This is a genomic window from Croceivirga thetidis (assembly GCF_012272815.1).
Classification (GTDB): domain Bacteria; phylum Bacteroidota; class Bacteroidia; order Flavobacteriales; family Flavobacteriaceae; genus Croceivirga; species Croceivirga thetidis.
The window spans coordinates 1,091,979-1,109,553 of sequence record NZ_JAAWWL010000001.1 but is presented as its reverse complement, the minus strand read 5'-3'; the positions used below and the strand labels follow the sequence as shown (position 1 = coordinate 1,109,553).

The 17,575-nt window shown below is 40.7% G+C and carries 13 protein-coding genes; 8 read left to right on the top strand and 5 right to left on the bottom strand.

The window, feature by feature from the left end; all coding sequences use genetic code 11:
* The first annotated feature begins 2 nt into the window (after window positions 1–2).
* The 6 genes from HCU67_RS04995 to HCU67_RS04970 all read left to right on the top strand — a co-directional run bounded on the left by HCU67_RS04995 (window position 3) and on the right by HCU67_RS04970 (window position 8,933).
* Window positions 3–842, top strand: a complete 840-nt coding sequence (locus HCU67_RS04995; protein ID WP_210423627.1) for an ABC transporter ATP-binding protein — start codon at window positions 3–5, stop codon at window positions 840–842.
* A gap of 19 nt (window positions 843–861) precedes the next feature.
* Complete coding sequence (locus tag HCU67_RS04990) at window positions 862–1,695, top strand: ABC transporter ATP-binding protein (protein WP_168551472.1); 834 nt, start codon at window positions 862–864, stop codon at window positions 1,693–1,695.
* Between the two features lie 37 nt (window positions 1,696–1,732).
* Window positions 1,733–3,040, top strand: coding sequence for an alginate export family protein (locus HCU67_RS04985; RefSeq protein WP_168551471.1), 1,308 nt, complete (start codon window positions 1,733–1,735; stop codon window positions 3,038–3,040).
* Between the two features lie 103 nt (window positions 3,041–3,143).
* The gene (locus tag HCU67_RS04980; protein ID WP_168551470.1) at window positions 3,144–3,821 is read left to right on the top strand and encodes a response regulator transcription factor; all 678 of its coding nucleotides are present in this window, start codon (window positions 3,144–3,146) and stop codon (window positions 3,819–3,821) included.
* Window positions 3,822–3,957: 136 nt separating this feature from the next.
* Window positions 3,958–7,491, top strand: a complete 3,534-nt coding sequence (locus HCU67_RS04975; RefSeq protein WP_168551469.1) for a nitrate reductase — start codon at window positions 3,958–3,960, stop codon at window positions 7,489–7,491.
* A complete protein-coding gene (locus HCU67_RS04970; RefSeq protein WP_168551468.1) occupies window positions 7,488–8,933 on the top strand; it encodes a rubredoxin in 1,446 nt (481 codons plus the stop codon). Before HCU67_RS04975 ends, HCU67_RS04970 begins: the two co-directional genes overlap by 4 nt.
* Here HCU67_RS04970 and HCU67_RS04965 read toward each other — a convergent pair.
* Genes HCU67_RS04965 through HCU67_RS04950 form a run of 4 tightly spaced genes read right to left on the bottom strand, consistent with a single transcriptional unit; the run spans window position 8,928 to window position 14,540 of the window.
* On the bottom strand, window positions 8,928–10,229 hold the full coding sequence (locus HCU67_RS04965) for an ATP-dependent 6-phosphofructokinase (RefSeq protein ID WP_168551467.1): 1,302 nt from the start codon (window positions 10,227–10,229) through the stop codon (window positions 8,928–8,930). The two genes, HCU67_RS04970 and HCU67_RS04965, sit on opposite strands and share 6 nt — an antisense overlap.
* A 9-nt stretch (window positions 10,230–10,238) precedes the next feature.
* A complete protein-coding gene (gene pckA / locus HCU67_RS04960; RefSeq protein WP_168551466.1) occupies window positions 10,239–11,867 on the bottom strand; it encodes a phosphoenolpyruvate carboxykinase (ATP) in 1,629 nt (542 codons plus the stop codon).
* 23 nt (window positions 11,868–11,890) lie between these two features.
* Window positions 11,891–13,729 (bottom strand): SLC13 family permease, encoded by a 1,839-nt coding sequence (locus HCU67_RS04955; protein WP_168551465.1) that lies wholly within the window; start codon window positions 13,727–13,729, stop codon window positions 11,891–11,893.
* A 19-nt stretch (window positions 13,730–13,748) separates the two neighbouring features.
* On the bottom strand, window positions 13,749–14,540 hold the full coding sequence (locus HCU67_RS04950; RefSeq protein WP_168551464.1) for a universal stress protein: 792 nt from the start codon (window positions 14,538–14,540) through the stop codon (window positions 13,749–13,751).
* Between the two features lie 216 nt (window positions 14,541–14,756).
* Here HCU67_RS04950 and HCU67_RS04945 point away from each other — a divergent pair, with 216 nt between their 5' ends.
* Entirely contained in the window at window positions 14,757–15,485 is a 729-nt protein-coding gene (locus HCU67_RS04945) for a DUF2490 domain-containing protein (protein WP_168551463.1), read from the top strand.
* A gap of 104 nt (window positions 15,486–15,589) precedes the next feature.
* Window positions 15,590–16,318, top strand: a complete 729-nt coding sequence (locus tag HCU67_RS04940; RefSeq protein WP_168551462.1) for an energy transducer TonB — start codon at window positions 15,590–15,592, stop codon at window positions 16,316–16,318.
* Between the two features lie 89 nt (window positions 16,319–16,407).
* On the opposite strand, the gene HCU67_RS04935 is transcribed toward HCU67_RS04940, so the two are convergent.
* Window positions 16,408–17,562, bottom strand: a complete 1,155-nt coding sequence (locus HCU67_RS04935) for a succinylglutamate desuccinylase/aspartoacylase family protein (RefSeq protein ID WP_168551461.1) — start codon at window positions 17,560–17,562, stop codon at window positions 16,408–16,410.
* Window positions 17,563–17,575: the final 13 nt, after the last annotated feature.

Sequence of the window (17,575 nt, the reverse complement as noted above, 5' to 3'; positions counted from 1 at the left end):
TTATGGCATATTTAGAACTTAAAAATATACACAAAACTTACGGGGAAGGAGCAAACCAAACCGAGGTGCTCACTGATATTAATTTAAGTATTGAAGAGGGCGAATTTGTTGCGATTGTGGGGTTCACTGGAAGTGGAAAAACCACGTTGGTCAACCTCATCAACGGATTGTTGAAGCCTACTAGCGGAGAGGTCCTTTTTAAAGGAGAGCCTGTGGTGGACACCAGTCATGAACGTGGGGTCATTTTTCAAAACTATTCGCTTTTACCTTGGTTGAGCGTTGGTCAAAATGTGGCCATGGCGGTTCGTGAGGCTTTCCCAAAAAGCAGTAAAAAGGAAATCAAGGGACGGGTAGACGAATATGTGAAAATGGTGAGCCTATTTCCTGCAATCAATAAACGACCTAAAGAATTATCAGGTGGAATGCGTCAGCGCGTAGCAGTCGCGCGTGCATTGGCCATGAATCCTGAGATGATTATAATGGACGAACCACTAGGGGCTTTGGATGCCCTTACCCGCGGTAACCTTCAAGATGAAATCTTGAAAATCTGGAGTAAAGACAAGCGAACAGCACTTTTGATTACCAACGATGTGGATGAAGGCATTTATATGGCTGACCGCATTATTCCGCTCCGTCCAGGGCCAAACGCCACATTGGGGCCAGAGTTCAAAATCAATATTGAACGTCCACGGGACAAGACTGAACTCAATGATAATCCAGATTACAAAAAGACCAGAAACGCCATTATAGAATACCTAATGGGTATTGGGGAAGAGCGTAAATCAGCTTCAAAAAAGGTATACGAACTGCCTGATTTGAGCCCGAAAAGTTATGTCGCGTAATTCAAAATCCTTTAAAACCATGGAAACAATTGTAACAGAAGTAGCAGAAAAACAATTCCACGAAAATGGCATCTTCTTTCCTTCGGATAAAGTGATGTTGGATTTAAGGGATTTGAAAAAAGTCTATCCTACACCAAAAGGAGATTATGTGGTACTCGAGCATCTTAACCTTCAAATTCTAAAGGAGGAGTTCGTTACCATCATTGGACACTCGGGTTGTGGAAAGACCACCATGCTTTCAATGATTGCAGGTCTTAATGAAATTACCGGAGGTAAAATTTCGGTATTGGGCAATCCTATAAAAGGACCTGGACCCGACCGCGGTGTCATTTTTCAGGCCCCCAGTTTAATGCCTTGGATGACAGCCTTGCAAAACGTGCTCCTAGGTGTCAATCGTGTTTTTCCGCATGCCACCAAAGGCCAACGGAAAGACATTGCTAAATACTACTTGCAAAAGGTAGGTTTGGAATCTGCTTTCAACAAAAAGGCAACAGAGCTTTCTCAAGGCGAACAACAACGAGTAGGCATCGCCAGGGCATTTGCCATAAAACCCAAAGTTTTGTTGTTGGATGAACCCTTCGGCATGTTGGATTCACTCACCAGAGGTGAATTACAAGACATCTTAATTGAAATCTGGAACAAAGAAAAAATTACTGCGGTCATGATTACCCACGATGTTGATGAAGCCATCTTTTTGGCCGATAGAGTGGTGATGATGACCAGTGGTCCACGTGCTAAAATTGGCGATGTGCTTGAGATTGACTTCGAGCGACCCCGTTCAAGAAAGGCTGTTCTCGACCACGACGATTATTACAAATACAGAAAACATCTTATCGATTTCTTAGAACATTAAAAATCAAATTATTGTAAAACACTTAACGCAACCAGTCATGAAAAAGTCATTCATATTTTTAATCCTAGTTTTCCTATCGACACATTATATAAAAGCACAATTTACCCTTGATGCTACTTTTCGTCCACGGACTGAATACCGAAATGGTTTCCAATTCTTACAACAAGAAGGCGTTGATGCTGGCTTTGTAACCAATACAAGAGCAAGAATAGGTGCAAACTACAAGACCCCATCTTACGAGATTTACATTAACATTCAGGATGTACAGATTTGGGGTGAAAACCCACAATTAGTTCCTGTTGACGGCAACAGCTCCTTTTCGCTATTTGAAGCCTGGGCAGAGTTGCAGTTGGGTAAGGGTTGGTCAACAAAATTAGGTCGACAAGTGCTGTCTTATGATGACCAACGATACTTTGGTGGCCTAGATTGGGCTCAACAAGGTCGCTATCATGATTTGGGAATGATTAAGTACCGTACCGATGGCTTTATGTTGGATGTTGGTTTGGCTTTTAATCAAGATTTGGACGGACAAGGCGGGCCCTTGTTTGGATTTAAAAACGCAGGTACTGAATTCAACTCTGGCAATCCATTTCAGTACAAAACAATGCAGCACCTTTATGCGAAGAAAAAGTTTGGTGATTTCAGTGCCAGTTTGGTTTTGGCTAACTTAGGTTTTCAACAAATCGATGCTACCACAGGTGATGTGAGCGACATCAGAAGTACGTTTACAGCAGGAACCCATTTGAATTACAAAAAAGGTAAGTTTGGCCTCGCCGGTAATGCCTACTTGCAATCTGGTGAATTCTTCAATGGTGTAGATATTGAAGGAGCTTATTTGCTAGGATTGGAAGCAACTTACAAAGCCGGAGCAAAAACCACTTTAGGTTTAGGGATTGAAGCCATTAGTGGTGACGATGCCTCAACCGCCGACGCCACAGAAGCTTTCTTGCCTCATTTTGGTACAAACCACAAATTCAACGGTTTTATGGATCACTTTTATGTAGGCAACTGGGTCAACCGCGTTGGTTTATTGGATATTCATGCCAGCGCTGTGTTCAACCTAGGCCCTAAAACCACCTTATTTACCAAGTTTTTAAACTTCCAAGGCATGGAAGACACTCCTAGTGGCGAAAGTAATTTGGGCAATGAATTGGATTTAGTGTTGACCCAAAAATTCAATGGTTTTGCACTTAAAATAGGGTACTCACAATTATTTGCCTCTGATGGACTTGAAGAATTGGAAACATTACGTTCAGGAGCTACCGATTTTAAAAGCTCTCAAAATTGGGCTTGGGCCATGATTATTATCAAACCAACACTGTTTACCACTAAAAAAGACCAATAGGCTGCCTATTAAGAACTTTGCTTCGAAGGGGTCATCTTCAACAAATGTTGAGATGGCCCCTTGCTTATTGTTGTCGCCTAAAGAATTCTTTTATTTTTGCTTCATGACCAAAACTACGGAAAAAGTGCGCATTGTTTTGGCCGATGACCATGCTTTGGTGCGAGACGGTATTCGTGCGCTTCTGGAGGAGGAAGAAAACCTGGATGTCATTGGAGAAGTTTCGAATGGATTGGAAGCTTTGGATATGGTTGATGAACTATCTCCCGATGTGTTGATAATAGACATTCGCATGCCCCAATTAGGAGGAATCGAAGCAGTTGAAAGGTTGAATAAAAAAGGAGGTTCCAAAACCAAAAGTATCATTCTTTCGATGCACGATTCTGAGGAGTACATTTTGAAATCGGTGCAGGCAGGAGCTAATGGCTACCTTCTAAAAGACACGGATAAAAACGAATTCATCAAGGCTATTCACACAGTTTACGGGGGTGGTAAATTTTTTAGTGGAGATATTTCGAATGTCCTGGTAAACAATTTGTTTGGAACTGCTACGACAACTTCTACTAAAACGCCGCTCAAACAAAATGCTTTTGACCTCACTAACAAAGAACTACAAGTGCTAGAACTTGTATTGACAGGTCTTACCAACAAGGAAATTTCAGAAAAACTACAAAACAGCAAACGCACCATTGAGACCCATCGCTTTAACCTTATGAAAAAAATGCAGGTTAAAAATTTATTGGACCTAGCCAAAAAGGCGAAGGAACATAATTTAGTGGGTTAATAATCCTTTTTTCTTTCCCTAAAAAATTATCAATCTCTTAATTAAAGGGCTTCTTTTTGTCATTTCCTTACTACGTATTTCTACGTAAATTTCTAATTTTCCTATTCCTTAGAAACCACTAGAGTCAGGTTGATTTATGGCAAGAAAAGAGCGCTTTAACACGATTTGTTCCTATTGTGGAGTGGGCTGCGGAATCACGGTTGAAAAAGACGCCAAAGGTGTTTTGAGCGTTGAAGGAAATACGGAATATCCTGTAAATAAAGGTATGCTCTGCACCAAGGGAAAGACACTGAATTACGTCGCCCAAGATACTTCTGACCGTATTTTATTTCCTGAGATGCGATGGAGTCGAGGCCACAAAAAACAACGGGTTTCTTGGGATGTTGCCTTCAAGCGGGCAGCTGCAGTTTTCAAAAGCATCATTGAACGCTACGGTGCAGACAGTGTGGGCCTTTATGTATCAGGCCAGTGCCTTACTGAAGAATACTACCTCGCAAACAAGTTGACTAAAGGCTTTTTAGGCACCAATAATATCGATACCAACTCTCGGCTCTGCATGAGTTCGGCCGTTGTGGGTTATAAAAAAACCGTAGGTAACGATGCCGTACCCATTGCATATGCTGATATTGAATTGGCCGATTGCTTTTTAATTGCTGGAGCTAATCCGGCTTGGTGCCATCCCATTTTATTTCGTCGTATTGAAAAACACAAGGAGGAAAACCCAAAAGTAAAGATAATCGTTGTTGACCCTCGCAAAACTCAGACTTGTGAGTTGGCCGATTTACATCTACAAATTCTCCCCGGCACAGATGTAATTCTGTTCAATGCAATGGCACGATGGCTTATTGAAAAAAAGAAAGTCGATCGGGCGTTTATCAAATTGCACACATCAAATTATGAAGCCTGTCGAGCAAAAGCATTTGAATTGTCGCTGCGACAAGCGGCTGAAAAATGCGGGGTCCCTGTCAACGAAATTAAAAAGGCAGCCAAAATGATTTCAGATGCCAAAGGCTTTATCAGCATGTGGACAATGGGTCTGAATCAAAGTGTAATTGGTGTTGACAAGAATGTTTCATTGCTAAACCTTTCCCTGCTTACCGGGCAAATTGGAAAACCAGGTTCGGGTCCATTTTCGTTGACCGGTCAGCCGAATGCAATGGGTGGACGTGAAGTTGGGGGAATGGCAAGCTTGTTGGCTGCACATCGTGACTTGGGTAATCCCAAACACCGAAAAGAAGTTCAAGACTTTTGGGGTGGAACCGAAATTAGTGGAGAACCCGGTCTCACAGCCACTGAAATGTTCGATGCATTGGAATCGGGAAAAATGAAGGCTGTCTGGATTATTTGTACAAACCCAGTGGTGAGTTTGCCCAACGCCAAAAAAGTGGAAAAGGCCCTGGAAAAAGCCAATTTTGTGGTGGTCCAAGACATCTCTCATAAATCGGAAACCACAAAATACGCAGACTTGTTATTGCCAGCTGCAGGATGGTTGGAAAAGGAAGGTACCATGACGAATTCTGAACGCCGCATCAGTTATTTACCTAAGGTTATCGACGCTCCCGGCGAGGCATTACCTGATGCGGAAATCTTATGGCGCTTTGCACAAGAAATGGATTTTCCTGGATTTGAATACAATTCAGTCAGTGAGGTTTACGATGAATATTGCCTAATGACCAAAGGAACCAATATTGATATCTCAGGCCTTTCGCACGACCGGCTCAAAAGGGAAGGAAGTTTTCAATGGCCAGTGCCGAATGCATCGCATCCGGGTACTCCTCGACTTTTTAATGATAACAACTATTTTACTTCTGACGGCAAAGCTCATTTTAATGCTCCAAAACGGCTAGAGAATGTATCAGAAAAAACAGATGCTGAATTTCCCTTGATTTTAAATACTGGGCGTGTACGAGATCAGTGGCATACCAGAACGAAAACCGGAAAGGTAAAACGATTATCGACCCATATTCCGACACCCTATTTACAGATGAACCGGGTTGACGCCTATCTACGAGGCCTAAAAAACGATGATGTGGCAGTTATTTCCAGTCGTAGAGGTTCGGTTCGTGTTAAGGTCAAAATTGACTTTGATATTCGAGAACGCGTGGTCTTTATGCCTATGCATTGGGGCAAAATTTTGAACAATGATTTCGGGCGGGCCAACAATTTAACTGGGGAATTAATTGACCCTGTATCCAAGGAACCTGATTTTAAATATTCTGCTGTTCAAGTTGAAAAGTATCAAAAACCCAAAGATAAAATTATTGTTGTTGGGGCAGGAGCAGCAGCGTATCGATTTATACAGTCTTTTCGTGAAAAGAACGAGTTAGATGAAATCGAGGTTTTCTCTAAAGAACGATATCCTTTTTACAACAGGGTGCTGCTACCAGAGTATGTCAATGAAGATTTATCATGGGAGGCCCTTCAAAAACTAAAAGAAGGAGAGCTTGAAAAGCTCAATGTAAACCTACATGGTGAAAACGGAATCAACGCTATTCTTCCCCAATTCAAAAAAGTAATAGACGAAAAAGGAACCGAACACAATTACGATAAGCTAATCGTCGCCACTGGCAGTCGAGCCTTTATTCCCAGTGATGTGCGCCTTGATTTACCCGGTCGTTTTACCATGCGCGAACGGAATGATGCCGACCGGTTGAAGCACTACCTAAAAGACACTGGATTACCGAATGAAGAACAGCACGTTGTTATTGTCGGAGGAGGATTGTTGGGCTTAGAGCTTGCTGCGGCACTAAAGAAAAAAAACATCAACATCAGTATCATTCAGCGTGCACCAAGGTTAATGGAACGTCAATTAGATATGGTGTCCAGTAGATTGCTGGCAGAGGATGTTCGTGATAGGGGCATACAAATCTATTTTGATAATGAAGTAAGCACTGTTTTTGAAGAGAAAGAAGGTAAAAACATGTTGAATGTTGGTCTTAAAACAGGTAGAACACTTAGTTGTAATGCCATTGTATACGCCATTGGTACACGGCCAAATATTGATATTCTAAAAGAAGCAGGGCTTTCCACGAGACGTGGGGTTATTGTTGACCCATACCTACAAACTAGTGACCCCAACATCTTTGCACTAGGCGAAATTGCAGAATTTGAAAACGCCCTTTTCGGAATTACCTCAGCAGCAGAACAACAAGCAGATGTAGCAGCAAATTACCTGTTGGGTGACCTAAGCAGTATCTATTCGGGATCTGTTCTAATGAACATTCTCAAGTTTGAAGATTTAGACCTATGTAGCATCGGCATGGTAAACACTCCAAAAAATGATCCAAACTATGAGGAGATTATTCTGATGGATGTCAGCAAGCGATTCTACAAGAAATGTATCGTTAAGGACGATATGCTGAAAGGAGCTGTTCTTATGGGGGATAAAACTGAATTCGCTGAATTTAAACGTTTGATAGAGGAGGAAATTGAACTCTCCGATAAGCGGGAAGAATTGTTGCGCGGTCAGTCGAACAGCCAACCATTAAAAGGCAAACTGGTTTGCTCGTGCTCCCAGGTTGGTGAAGGAAATCTGCAAGAAGCCATAACCGATGGCTATACAGAATTTAAAGCGCTTTGTTCGCAAACCGGAGCTGGTTTAGGATGCGGCAGCTGTAAACCAGAGGTAAAGGCCATTTTGAAAAATGCTGCTAAAACGGTACTGGCATGAGTATAAAAAATGATGATTTACATCGGATTTTAATTAAAGGTGGTGTCACATCACCAGGGGAACTCAAAGATGGTATTGCCATGCTTGAGCAGGCAGGGCTTTCTACATTATCGTTTGGATCTCGGCAAGATTTGTTGTTTCCCTTATCAACTTCTAAAAAATCAGAACTCGAAAAGAGCACAAGTTACAGTACCCAAATTGTATCGAACCGTAGTTATCAAAACATTGTCTCGTCTTATGTTTCTGCAGACATTTTTGACATGACCTATTGGCTTAAAGGTTCGACCTATCTCTATATTCTAGAAGAATTTGATTTTAGTCCAAAACTCAAAATCAATATCACCGACCCCAAACAGCGATTGGTACCCATCTTTAATGGCAACTTGAACTTCATTGCTTCAGAACAAGAGGATTATTGGTACTTGAATATTTTGCTCCCACATTGGAAGAAAAGAGCCTATTACCCAGTTTTGGTATATAGTTGGGATATCGTCAAGGTATCGAAGGCCATTGAAAATGTATACGCTTCCATTGACAATGTAGACCAGTTGTTTTCCATACTAAATCAAAGCTTGCAGACCAATAATCGAACCATTACCAACCCTTTGCAAGTTCCTTTTGTAACCTTCCCGTATTATGAGGGGATGAACCGCATGGGGCTTGATGAATACTGGCTTGGGTTGTATTGGCGAAACAATCAATACGACCTTGGTTTCCTTAAAGATTTTTGCGGATTTTGTTTGGATAACAGTATTGGTAAAATCAGCATAACTCCTTGGAAATCATTTATCGTTAAGAGTATTCCAAAAGAAAGCCGCCAAGAACTGGAGCGCTTTCTTGGGCAACGAGGTATCAATGTGCGACACTCCCAATTGGAAATGAACTGGCATCTTCCTGTCGACGACCCTGATGCTTTGGAGCTGAAAAAAGATTTGGTCAAACATTTCAACGAGAATGATATCAGCACTTATGGGCTAACCTTTGGAATCAGTAATGACGTGGGGAAACGGTCGCATTTTTCCTCAATCATCATTGAGAAAAACCCCCTTCCTGATGCCATCAAAGAATTTGGAGGCAAACCCACTTATAATGTTCTTCACTTCAAGCATTTTGACCCGAACTCTGACGAATATGTGCTTTATGCCCAAGACGTAGATCAATATCAATTAGGGCAATTACTTATGGAACTCAGTAAGGCATACTTTAATCAACTCTATGCCATTAATGACGAAGCGCCCAAAAAAGTGGTGAAAAAAGAACTTGTCAAGCAACAGGTTTTTCAATGTAGTTCTTGCCTAACAGTTTATGATGAGGAAATGGGAGATTTGATAGCCGACATCCCGCCAAAAACCCCCTTTAAAAAGTTACCTGAAGCTTACTGCTGTGCGGTATGTGGCATTTCAAAGTCTGCTTTTAAACTTGTAGAAATGGTATTGTCATAAGGTAAACGGCTGACCTGTACTTTGAAGCACAGCAAACCAGAACTCGCTTTCCAAATCTATTTTCTTTCGTTTTTGTGTTACCGCAGAAATAGGTAAATACACTAGCTTGTTATTGACACGTCCGACCACGAATTTTGTCTTCCCAGCCATGGCACCGTGTACAGCCATATAGGCCAATCCACTACAGAAAACACTGTCGCTTGAATTGGCTGCGGCACTTCGCACAATATAACTTGGGTCGATATATTTTACGGTTATCGGAAAAATCTCTTTGAAGTGATCCTTGATTTTATCCTTAAGAAAAATGCCGATGTCATCATGCTGAATGTTTCCGGAAGCATCTTTTCGAATTTCATCTTTTTGAAACAAATGTTGACCTGCACCTTCAGCAACCACAATCACAGCATGTTTCTTGGTTTCCAAGCGTTGTCTTAAGGCCTCTAAAAACCCTGTTTTGCCCTCCAATTGAAAGTCCATTTCAGGAACAAGTACAAAATTTACTACGGGCATTGCCAAAGCAGCAGAGGCGGCTATAAATCCACTATCCCTACCCATTACTTTAACAATGGATATGCCATTATAAGCTCCTGATGCTTCATTATGCGCATCCCGGAGCACATTGCCAGCGATATCAAAAGAGGTTTCAAAACCAAAAGACCTATCAATAATATCAATATCGTTGTCAATGGTCTTTGGGATTCCAACAACGGAAATATCCAAACCCCTTTTTTCAATTTCTTCACCTATGGCATTGCAACCTTTAAGTGTCCCATCTCCGCCAATAGTAAATAGAATATTAATATTGTTGGCAGCCAAAGTGTCGACCATTACCCCAACATCTTGCGCGCCTCGTGAAGAACCTAGAATCGTACCGCCAAACTGATGAATATCCTTAACACTATCCGGTGTCAATTCAACAAAGTTATGGCCCATTTCAGGATTCAGCCCTTCGTAACCATAAGGCACACCCAAAATTTGTTTTACACCATAAAAATAATGTAATGCCATAACCACACCACGAATCACGTTGTTAATACCAGGGCAAAGACCGCCACAAGTAACAATAGCTGCCGTAATGGTATTGGGCTCAAAATATAAGTTTTGGCGGGGGCCCGCCTTTTCCAAACAGTTTGGTTCTTTATTGTTTGCCAAACAATGATTGTAGGCTTCTAAAGAGAGGTCATAAACCAACCGGTCTTGGTCATCAACAAAATTGAAAATATTATCCCCCCTCACAGTACTTAACTGCAGGGGGGATTTAAACTTAGCCTCTCCCAAATTTTCTATTTGGAACATATTGTTTTATTAAACGTGGTCACTCATTTCATGATGTGAATCAATCAGTGGACCTCCATTTAAGATTTCCTCTGACGCTTCACTAGCAAATTTATCAAAGTTAATATGGAATGAGTGTGCTAATTGAATTGCTTTACTTACATAGGCGCCTTTTTGCAGCCATGTATTCATTGGGTCCAACATTTCAGTAGGAACACCAGGACAGTATTTTGGCATATGTAGTCCAAATATTGGGTGGATTTCATAATCCACCTTGTCCAATTCACCTTCCAAAATAGCTGATATCATAGCCCTAGTATATTTCAGTTTAATACGTGAACCAACTCCATATGGGCCACCACTCCATCCGGTATTTATCAACCAAACATTCACTCCGGCTGCAGTCATTTTTTTGCTCAACATTTCCGCGTAAACCGTTGGATGCAAAGGCATAAAAGGGCCACCAAAACATGCCGAGAACGAAGGTACCGGCTCATTGATTCCGGTTTCGGTTCCGGCAACCTTAGCGGTATATCCTGAGATAAAGTGATATGCTGCTTGACCAGGCGTCAATTTGGATACAGGAGGTAGTACACCAAAAGCATCACAGGTCAAGAAGAAAATATTCTTTGGGTTGCTGGCATACGAAGGGGCCTGAATGTTATGAATATGATCGATAGGATAGCTCACCCTTGTATTTAGGGTTATGGAACTGTCAAAGAAATCCACTTCTTTAGTTCCTTCCTTGAATACCACATTTTCTAAAAGGGCCCCTGGCCGAATGGCACGATAGATATCCGGCTCTTTTTCCTCAGTTAGATCAATGACTTTCGCATAACAACCTCCTTCAAAATTGAAGATTGAGTTTTCTTCGGTCCAACCATGTTCATCATCACCAATCAGTCTCCTATTCGGATCAGCGGATAGGGTAGTTTTGCCTGTGCCTGAAAGCCCAAAATAAATTGCTGTATCACCTTTTTCACCAACATTCGCTGAACAGTGCATGGGCAATACGTTTTTTTCGACTGGCAATACGAAATTCAAGGCAGTGAAAATACCTTTCTTCATTTCGCCAGGGTATTCAGAACCTCCTACAAGAGCGACCTTTTTAGTCCAGTTTAAAATGGAAAAATTTCCTGCGATAATTCCAAAATCCTTTGGATTTGGGCACTCATAGCCTGGGGCACAAAGCACCAACCACTCTTCCTCAAATTCTTGTAGCTCTTCTTCAGAAAGTCGCAAGAACATATTTTTAATGAAATAGTTCGACCATGGGAATTCGGTTATGGTTCTAACGTTCATCTTATACCTAGGGTCTGCACAAACTGCGGCATCTCTGACGTAAATCTCTTTATCGGACAAATAATCCACTATCTCGTCTTGTAGTTTGTCAAAATTTTCGGGTGAAATGGGTTTATTGATTCTCCCCCACCAAATTCGATCTCTTGTGTAATTATCCTTTACAAGGAAACGGTCTTTTGGAGATCGGCCAGTAAATTTCCCAGTATTTATAGCCAAAGTGCCATTATCCGATTCGATACCCATGCCATTTTCAACAGTAATTTGCTGAAGGGTTTCGGCATCAAGATTCCAATGCACTGTTGCATTGCGAATCCCATAGTTTTCTAAGCTTTTTGATTCTTCAATTACAGCATTCATAATTATTGATTTTAAAAAGTTGTTTAAAAATTCCAAATCAACGGTACGATTAGAACCGTTGTAATAAAAAATAGTAGGAGTAAGGGTCCTCCGACCTTTACATAATCCATAAAAGAATACCCGCCAGCGGTCAGTACCATGGCGTTGGTTGTCGTTCCAACAGGGGTCAGAAAGGCCGTTGAGGCACTTACTGCCACTGTAATCATATAAGGTTTGGGCGATACACCCAGAGAATTGGCTGCTATTAGGGCAATTGGAGCCATTAATACTGCTGTGGCAGAATTATTTATTGTTTGGCTGAAGCCAGTTGTCAAAAGAAAAATACCTGCAAGCAAGGCAGTAGGATGAATACTTCCTAAGCCCTTCACCAATCCTTCGGCGGCCATTTGGGCCACTCCTGTTTTTTGAAGGGCCAAACCCATGGGTATCATGGCTGCTATCATAACTACACTAGTCCAACTAATGCCCTTGTATGCTTTCGAAATCGGTACGCATCTAGTCAACATCATGACGCCTGCACATATCAATGCGGCCATAGCCCCTGGCATAACTTTAAATACCAATAGTAAAATCAAGGCAAATAAAATGGCCAAGGCGATAAAGCTCTTAACGGTTAATTGGGTAACATTTTTTGACATGGCCTCAGGACTTCCGGAAATGACGACATTTTCGTAAAGTGATTTGAGGGTCTCAATATTTTCCCAGGTTCCTCGAATCACAAATGCATCTCCAGCTTCAATTTTAATTTTTCCGGTCAAGGGTTTATTGTTCCGAGAAGCTGCCAATAACTGAACCCCAGTCTGTTTAAGGTAATGTCCAAGGTTTATTATCCTACCAACGAACATCGATTTGGGCGATATGAACATTTCAGCCATACCCACTTCTTGATTGATAAGCTCATTTTTTAGCACATCCTTATCAGCAGGGGTTGGAATAACACCCAAAGAAAGGTTTCGCATCAGTTTATCAATTGCCTCAGGATTTCCCTTGACCGTTATAATGTCGTGATAACGCATCTCTGTTTCCGGCTCGGGAAGTTCGACGAACAAGGGGGTTTTTTGTTGTAATGGACTTGGATGACGTCGCTTTAAACGCATCACTGTAACCCCGTGCTCATCTTCAAAATTCCACTCCCCAATTGTGGTTTTTATCAGTGGAGACATGGAACGAATGCGTAAACGGTACAGATTGTCACCAATGCTATAGTTCTCAATCCATTTGAGCATTTCGGCATCAATATCTACAGGCTTTTCATTGGTTTTGTTTGAAGGCATTAGCCGGTATCCGACATACCTGAAATACAATACTGTTATAATCAGCAATGGGATGCCGATAAGTGCAAATTCAAAGAAGCTAAATCCTTCCAGCCCATTTTCTATGAGGGTATTACTGGCAATGATATTGGGTGGTGTTCCGGTCAAAGTAAGCAGTCCGCCCGTATTTGAGCCAAAAGCGACAGGCATCAATAACTTTGAGGGCAAAGTGCCAGCACTCCAAGCAGCGGAAACAGTGACTGGAAGCAGGGCCGCTACAGTACCGGTATTACTAACAAAACCTGATAGCACACTTGCCCCCAAAGTAACAATGACCAATAATTTTGGAACACTCCTTTCAGCCCAAGAAACAAACTTTTGTCCTGCCAAGGCTGTCCATCCGGTTCGGGATAAACCTTCTCCAATGATGAACAATGCCGCAATCATAATGACCGTAGCGTTACTAAAACCACTTAGGGCTTCTTCGGCCGTTAAAATTCCGGTTAGAAATAAAGATAGCATCGCTATTAAGGCTACGACATCAGGTGGAAACTTTCCCCAGATAAAGAGCACTATAGTGATAGCTAAAATGATGATAAGCGTTGTCATCTTTCTGAAATCACAGCTGTTAATCCAAGGTCAAAACTGGAACGTTTGAATGTAGTGTCAACAATTTGGTCAAACGCCCCTCAGAGGGTTTTGTGGTTTTGGCGTGGTTGCGCGGCAATATCGCCAACAAATCAATGCTCTTTTCTTCGATATAGTCCAATATACCCTTTTCAACATCTTGATTTTTTTCAAAACTATGCTCTGCATAAAAGTGTTCGAGATAGTACTCAAGTGTTTCCTCATTTGTTTCAACCATCACTTTTTCGCCATAAATGGAATCCTTGTAAATTGTTAAAACATGCACCTTGGCATCGAATGAACGTGCGATATCAAGTAATAGACCTAAAACATGAGGATTTTCTATTTCTTCCTTACCCAAAACAAGGGCAATTTCTTTGGGTGTAGAGGCTTCGGTTCCAAAAGGCACTGATATCATCGTACAATCGGCTTCTAGAACCAATTTTAAAGTGTTGGTTTCGTGGGCATCCAAACTACTATCACCAAATGTTCCCATGATAACCAAATTTGCCTGTTGCAATTTTCTTATTTCAAGAATGGTCTCAGATAAATCTCCTTCTGAAATTAAAAGTTCTGGATGAAAATGTGTTTTTCGGTTTAATGATGCCACGGTTTTGGCGAATCGCTTAGTTGCAGTTTTACGCTCAGTATCAGAAACCAAAGATTGGCTTACGTACAAAGCCGTTACTTCAATTGGCCTTTCCCAACCCACAAAATTTAAGGTATAATCCAATGCGGCAATGGACGGTTCAGTAAAATCAAAAGGGACCAAAATTTTTTTTATCGTACTCATACCATTGAAATATTTAAGTTGTTAAACAATTCCAATTCAAAAGTAAATGCACAAACAAGCCTAAAACATGATGGATGTCAGGTTTGGGAATTTTCCTCTAATTAATCCTTTTAGTACACCAAGACCAGGTGACAAATATTTTTATTCCAGACCTGACATCTATCATAAATCTTAGTCAAATTCTTGCTGAAATTGCGCCTATCTTAATCGATATAAGTGACAATTAAAACCAAAATCCACACCAAAAAGCTATTGACTTTTAGTATTGTTTTTTTGGCATTTTTATTCACAGGAATGACACTTCTAGCGCAGGAGGACAAAAAAATTGGTCTTGGAACTTGGATGGTTTTGTCTACGGAAAACCAACTTTCTGAGACATGGAGCTTACCTGTAGTCGCTATACTATCTCAAGAAGATTTTGGCTCACAAACAGAATTTGGTTTTCTAAGAACTGGACTGACTTTTAAAAATTCTACCCATAGTGATTTTACTTTGGGTTTTGCCTTTGTTGATAACCAGCCCCTCAATCATTATGAATTTGAAGACCTAACTACACAATTTTGGGTATACGAACAGGCAACCCTTAAAACTGGACAAAAATTGATGCATCGCCTTCGACTTGAAAACCGTTGGATTAACAATCCCTCTGAAAATTACTTTAACCTACGTCTTCGATATCGGTTGGAATTCAAACAACTACTGACCAAAAACCTTTTCCTTAAATGCACCAACGAACCCTTTTTTAATTTCAACCAAGGTCGAATAGATCAAAATAGATTCTTCCTTGGATTCAATAAAACGATTGCACGGGATGTTTCTTTTGAAATTGGTTATTTCAATACAATTGTTGGTAACAAAGGCATAAACCGTATCAGGGTCGTATTACATTTAAAAACTACATTTTTTCAAGAAGTGCTCAATGACACGATGGTTTCTCGAAATTGATTATTTCGCAATAAAACAGTGTTAAAATTGAAAACTTGACAATTATCATATTTTTTATACCAGCACAATTCTACTTTTAGTAATGAATTTTAAAAGCAATTGTCATGGAACCCAAGAAGAACCCAGAATTAGAAGTAAATAGGAACAGTAGTTTGTATTTCATGATTGGATTGACCATTTCACTATTCTTGACATGGCAATTATTGGAGTATAAAACCTACGACAGCGAAGGTTCGGAATTCGTAAATGAACTTAATGTATTGGATGACTTTAAAGAAGAAGTACCCATTACCCAACAATTGAACACACCGCCACCGCCACCGCCTCCCTCAGCTCCGGCTTTAATTGAAATCGTAGATAATATTGAAGAGGTCGAAGAGACTGTTATTACGAGTACAGAGAGTAATCAGAACACATTTATTGAAGACGTGATTGTTGATTTGGATGCTATTAATGTTGAAGAAGTTGAAGAGGACTTAACCGTTCCCTTTGCAGTGATTGAACATGTTCCTGTATTCCCAGGATGCGAACACCTTAAAAGTGAAGCCGAAAAAAAGGCCTGTTTTAATGAAAAAATTCAAAAGCATATTCAAGAGAATTTCAATTATCCAGAAACTGCGTTAGAGATGGGAATTAGTGGACGCGTTTTTCTACAATTTCATATTGATGCAACTGGTAAAGTTGTTAATATTCAAAAACGTGGGCCCGATAGATTATTGGAAGACGAAGCAGTTCGTATAATTGCTGCCCTACCACTAATGAAGCCTGGCACCCAAAGGGGTAAGCCCACAAAAGTTGGGTATAGTATTCCGATAAACTTTGTGATGCAGTAATTGGGTTTCCATTACAATTATTTAGTGAGTCCCAGTAACTTCGGTTATTGGGACTTTTCTTGAAAATAACTGCAAAATTCAGGACACTGTTAATACCATTTTGCCCTTCTATACTCTAATGTCTTCGAATTCCGTTCCCTGCTTTTTAAAACTAAATGATTGGTATCGATTTCACGCGTACGGTAACCAAATAAATGAAAGAACGACTTTGCGAAAAAACGAGCCACCTTTCTATTAACAACCATAGATTCCCTCCTTGATGAAGTCCAGGTAATACCTGGTAACAATGAAAGGCACCTATCCAATGCCAGCTTGCGAAGGTATTTTGATAATGCCAAAAAGAAGTTGGGTATACCGCGAATAAAATAAAACCCTTCATCACCTTTATCTTGATATAATGGCATGAAAAGCTTTCGCTTTTTGGTGGTGGTAATCAACCCATCACCATTCATGGCAAAAGCAATGCCCTTAGGTACCGATTGAAAATTGGCGAATCCTGGTAACATTTTAAAACTAGGATTATCGCCAATCAAATGTTGGTAGTAAATCTCATAGAACTGTTGTGAGCCGTTATTTGCTCTTCCTAAGTGGGATTTCTTGTTTAAAAGTGTTTTATGATCTTCATTGGTAATGCCCACCAAAGCCAAGGTATAGCGAATAAAGTACTTCGCATTGGCAATTGCTTCTTCGGAATGGTGCTGTCCACTTTCAAAACCAATGGAAACATAACCCATCTCGTTGATTTGACTGAGCAACGCCCCATTAAGATATTCTTCGATTCCAAGAATTACAGGAAAGGGAAAATTCTTCGCAAACCTTCGGTTTAAAAGGCTATCGTTCATAACGATGAAAGGTTCAGTCTCGCCCGAAGTAGTGTGCAGGTCGATAAAATAGATAGGGCGATTGCAATTTGCTATCACTTGTTGAATCAAACCGAATAGTTCAACTAATTCTTCAGCTTCATACATCGCCTCATCTTTATTTTGGAGAAAACTTCCCAATCGATGCGGTTGCCAAATTCGATTTAAATCTTCCTCTAAAAAACGTACCTGCTTTTTTAGAGCCTTTAGATTACCTGCCACACCAATGAATTCACCAAAAAGCTCATTTTCTTGTCCTTTTAGCTCGGAAAAAACCTCTTGTAGGGCAAATACTCCTGCTGGTTCATTGCCATGGATTCCAGCAAAGAAAATTACAGTGGGGCCTTCAGACTTTCCTTTTAAATGACCTATTTGTCTTTGCATTCTTTCTAGTACC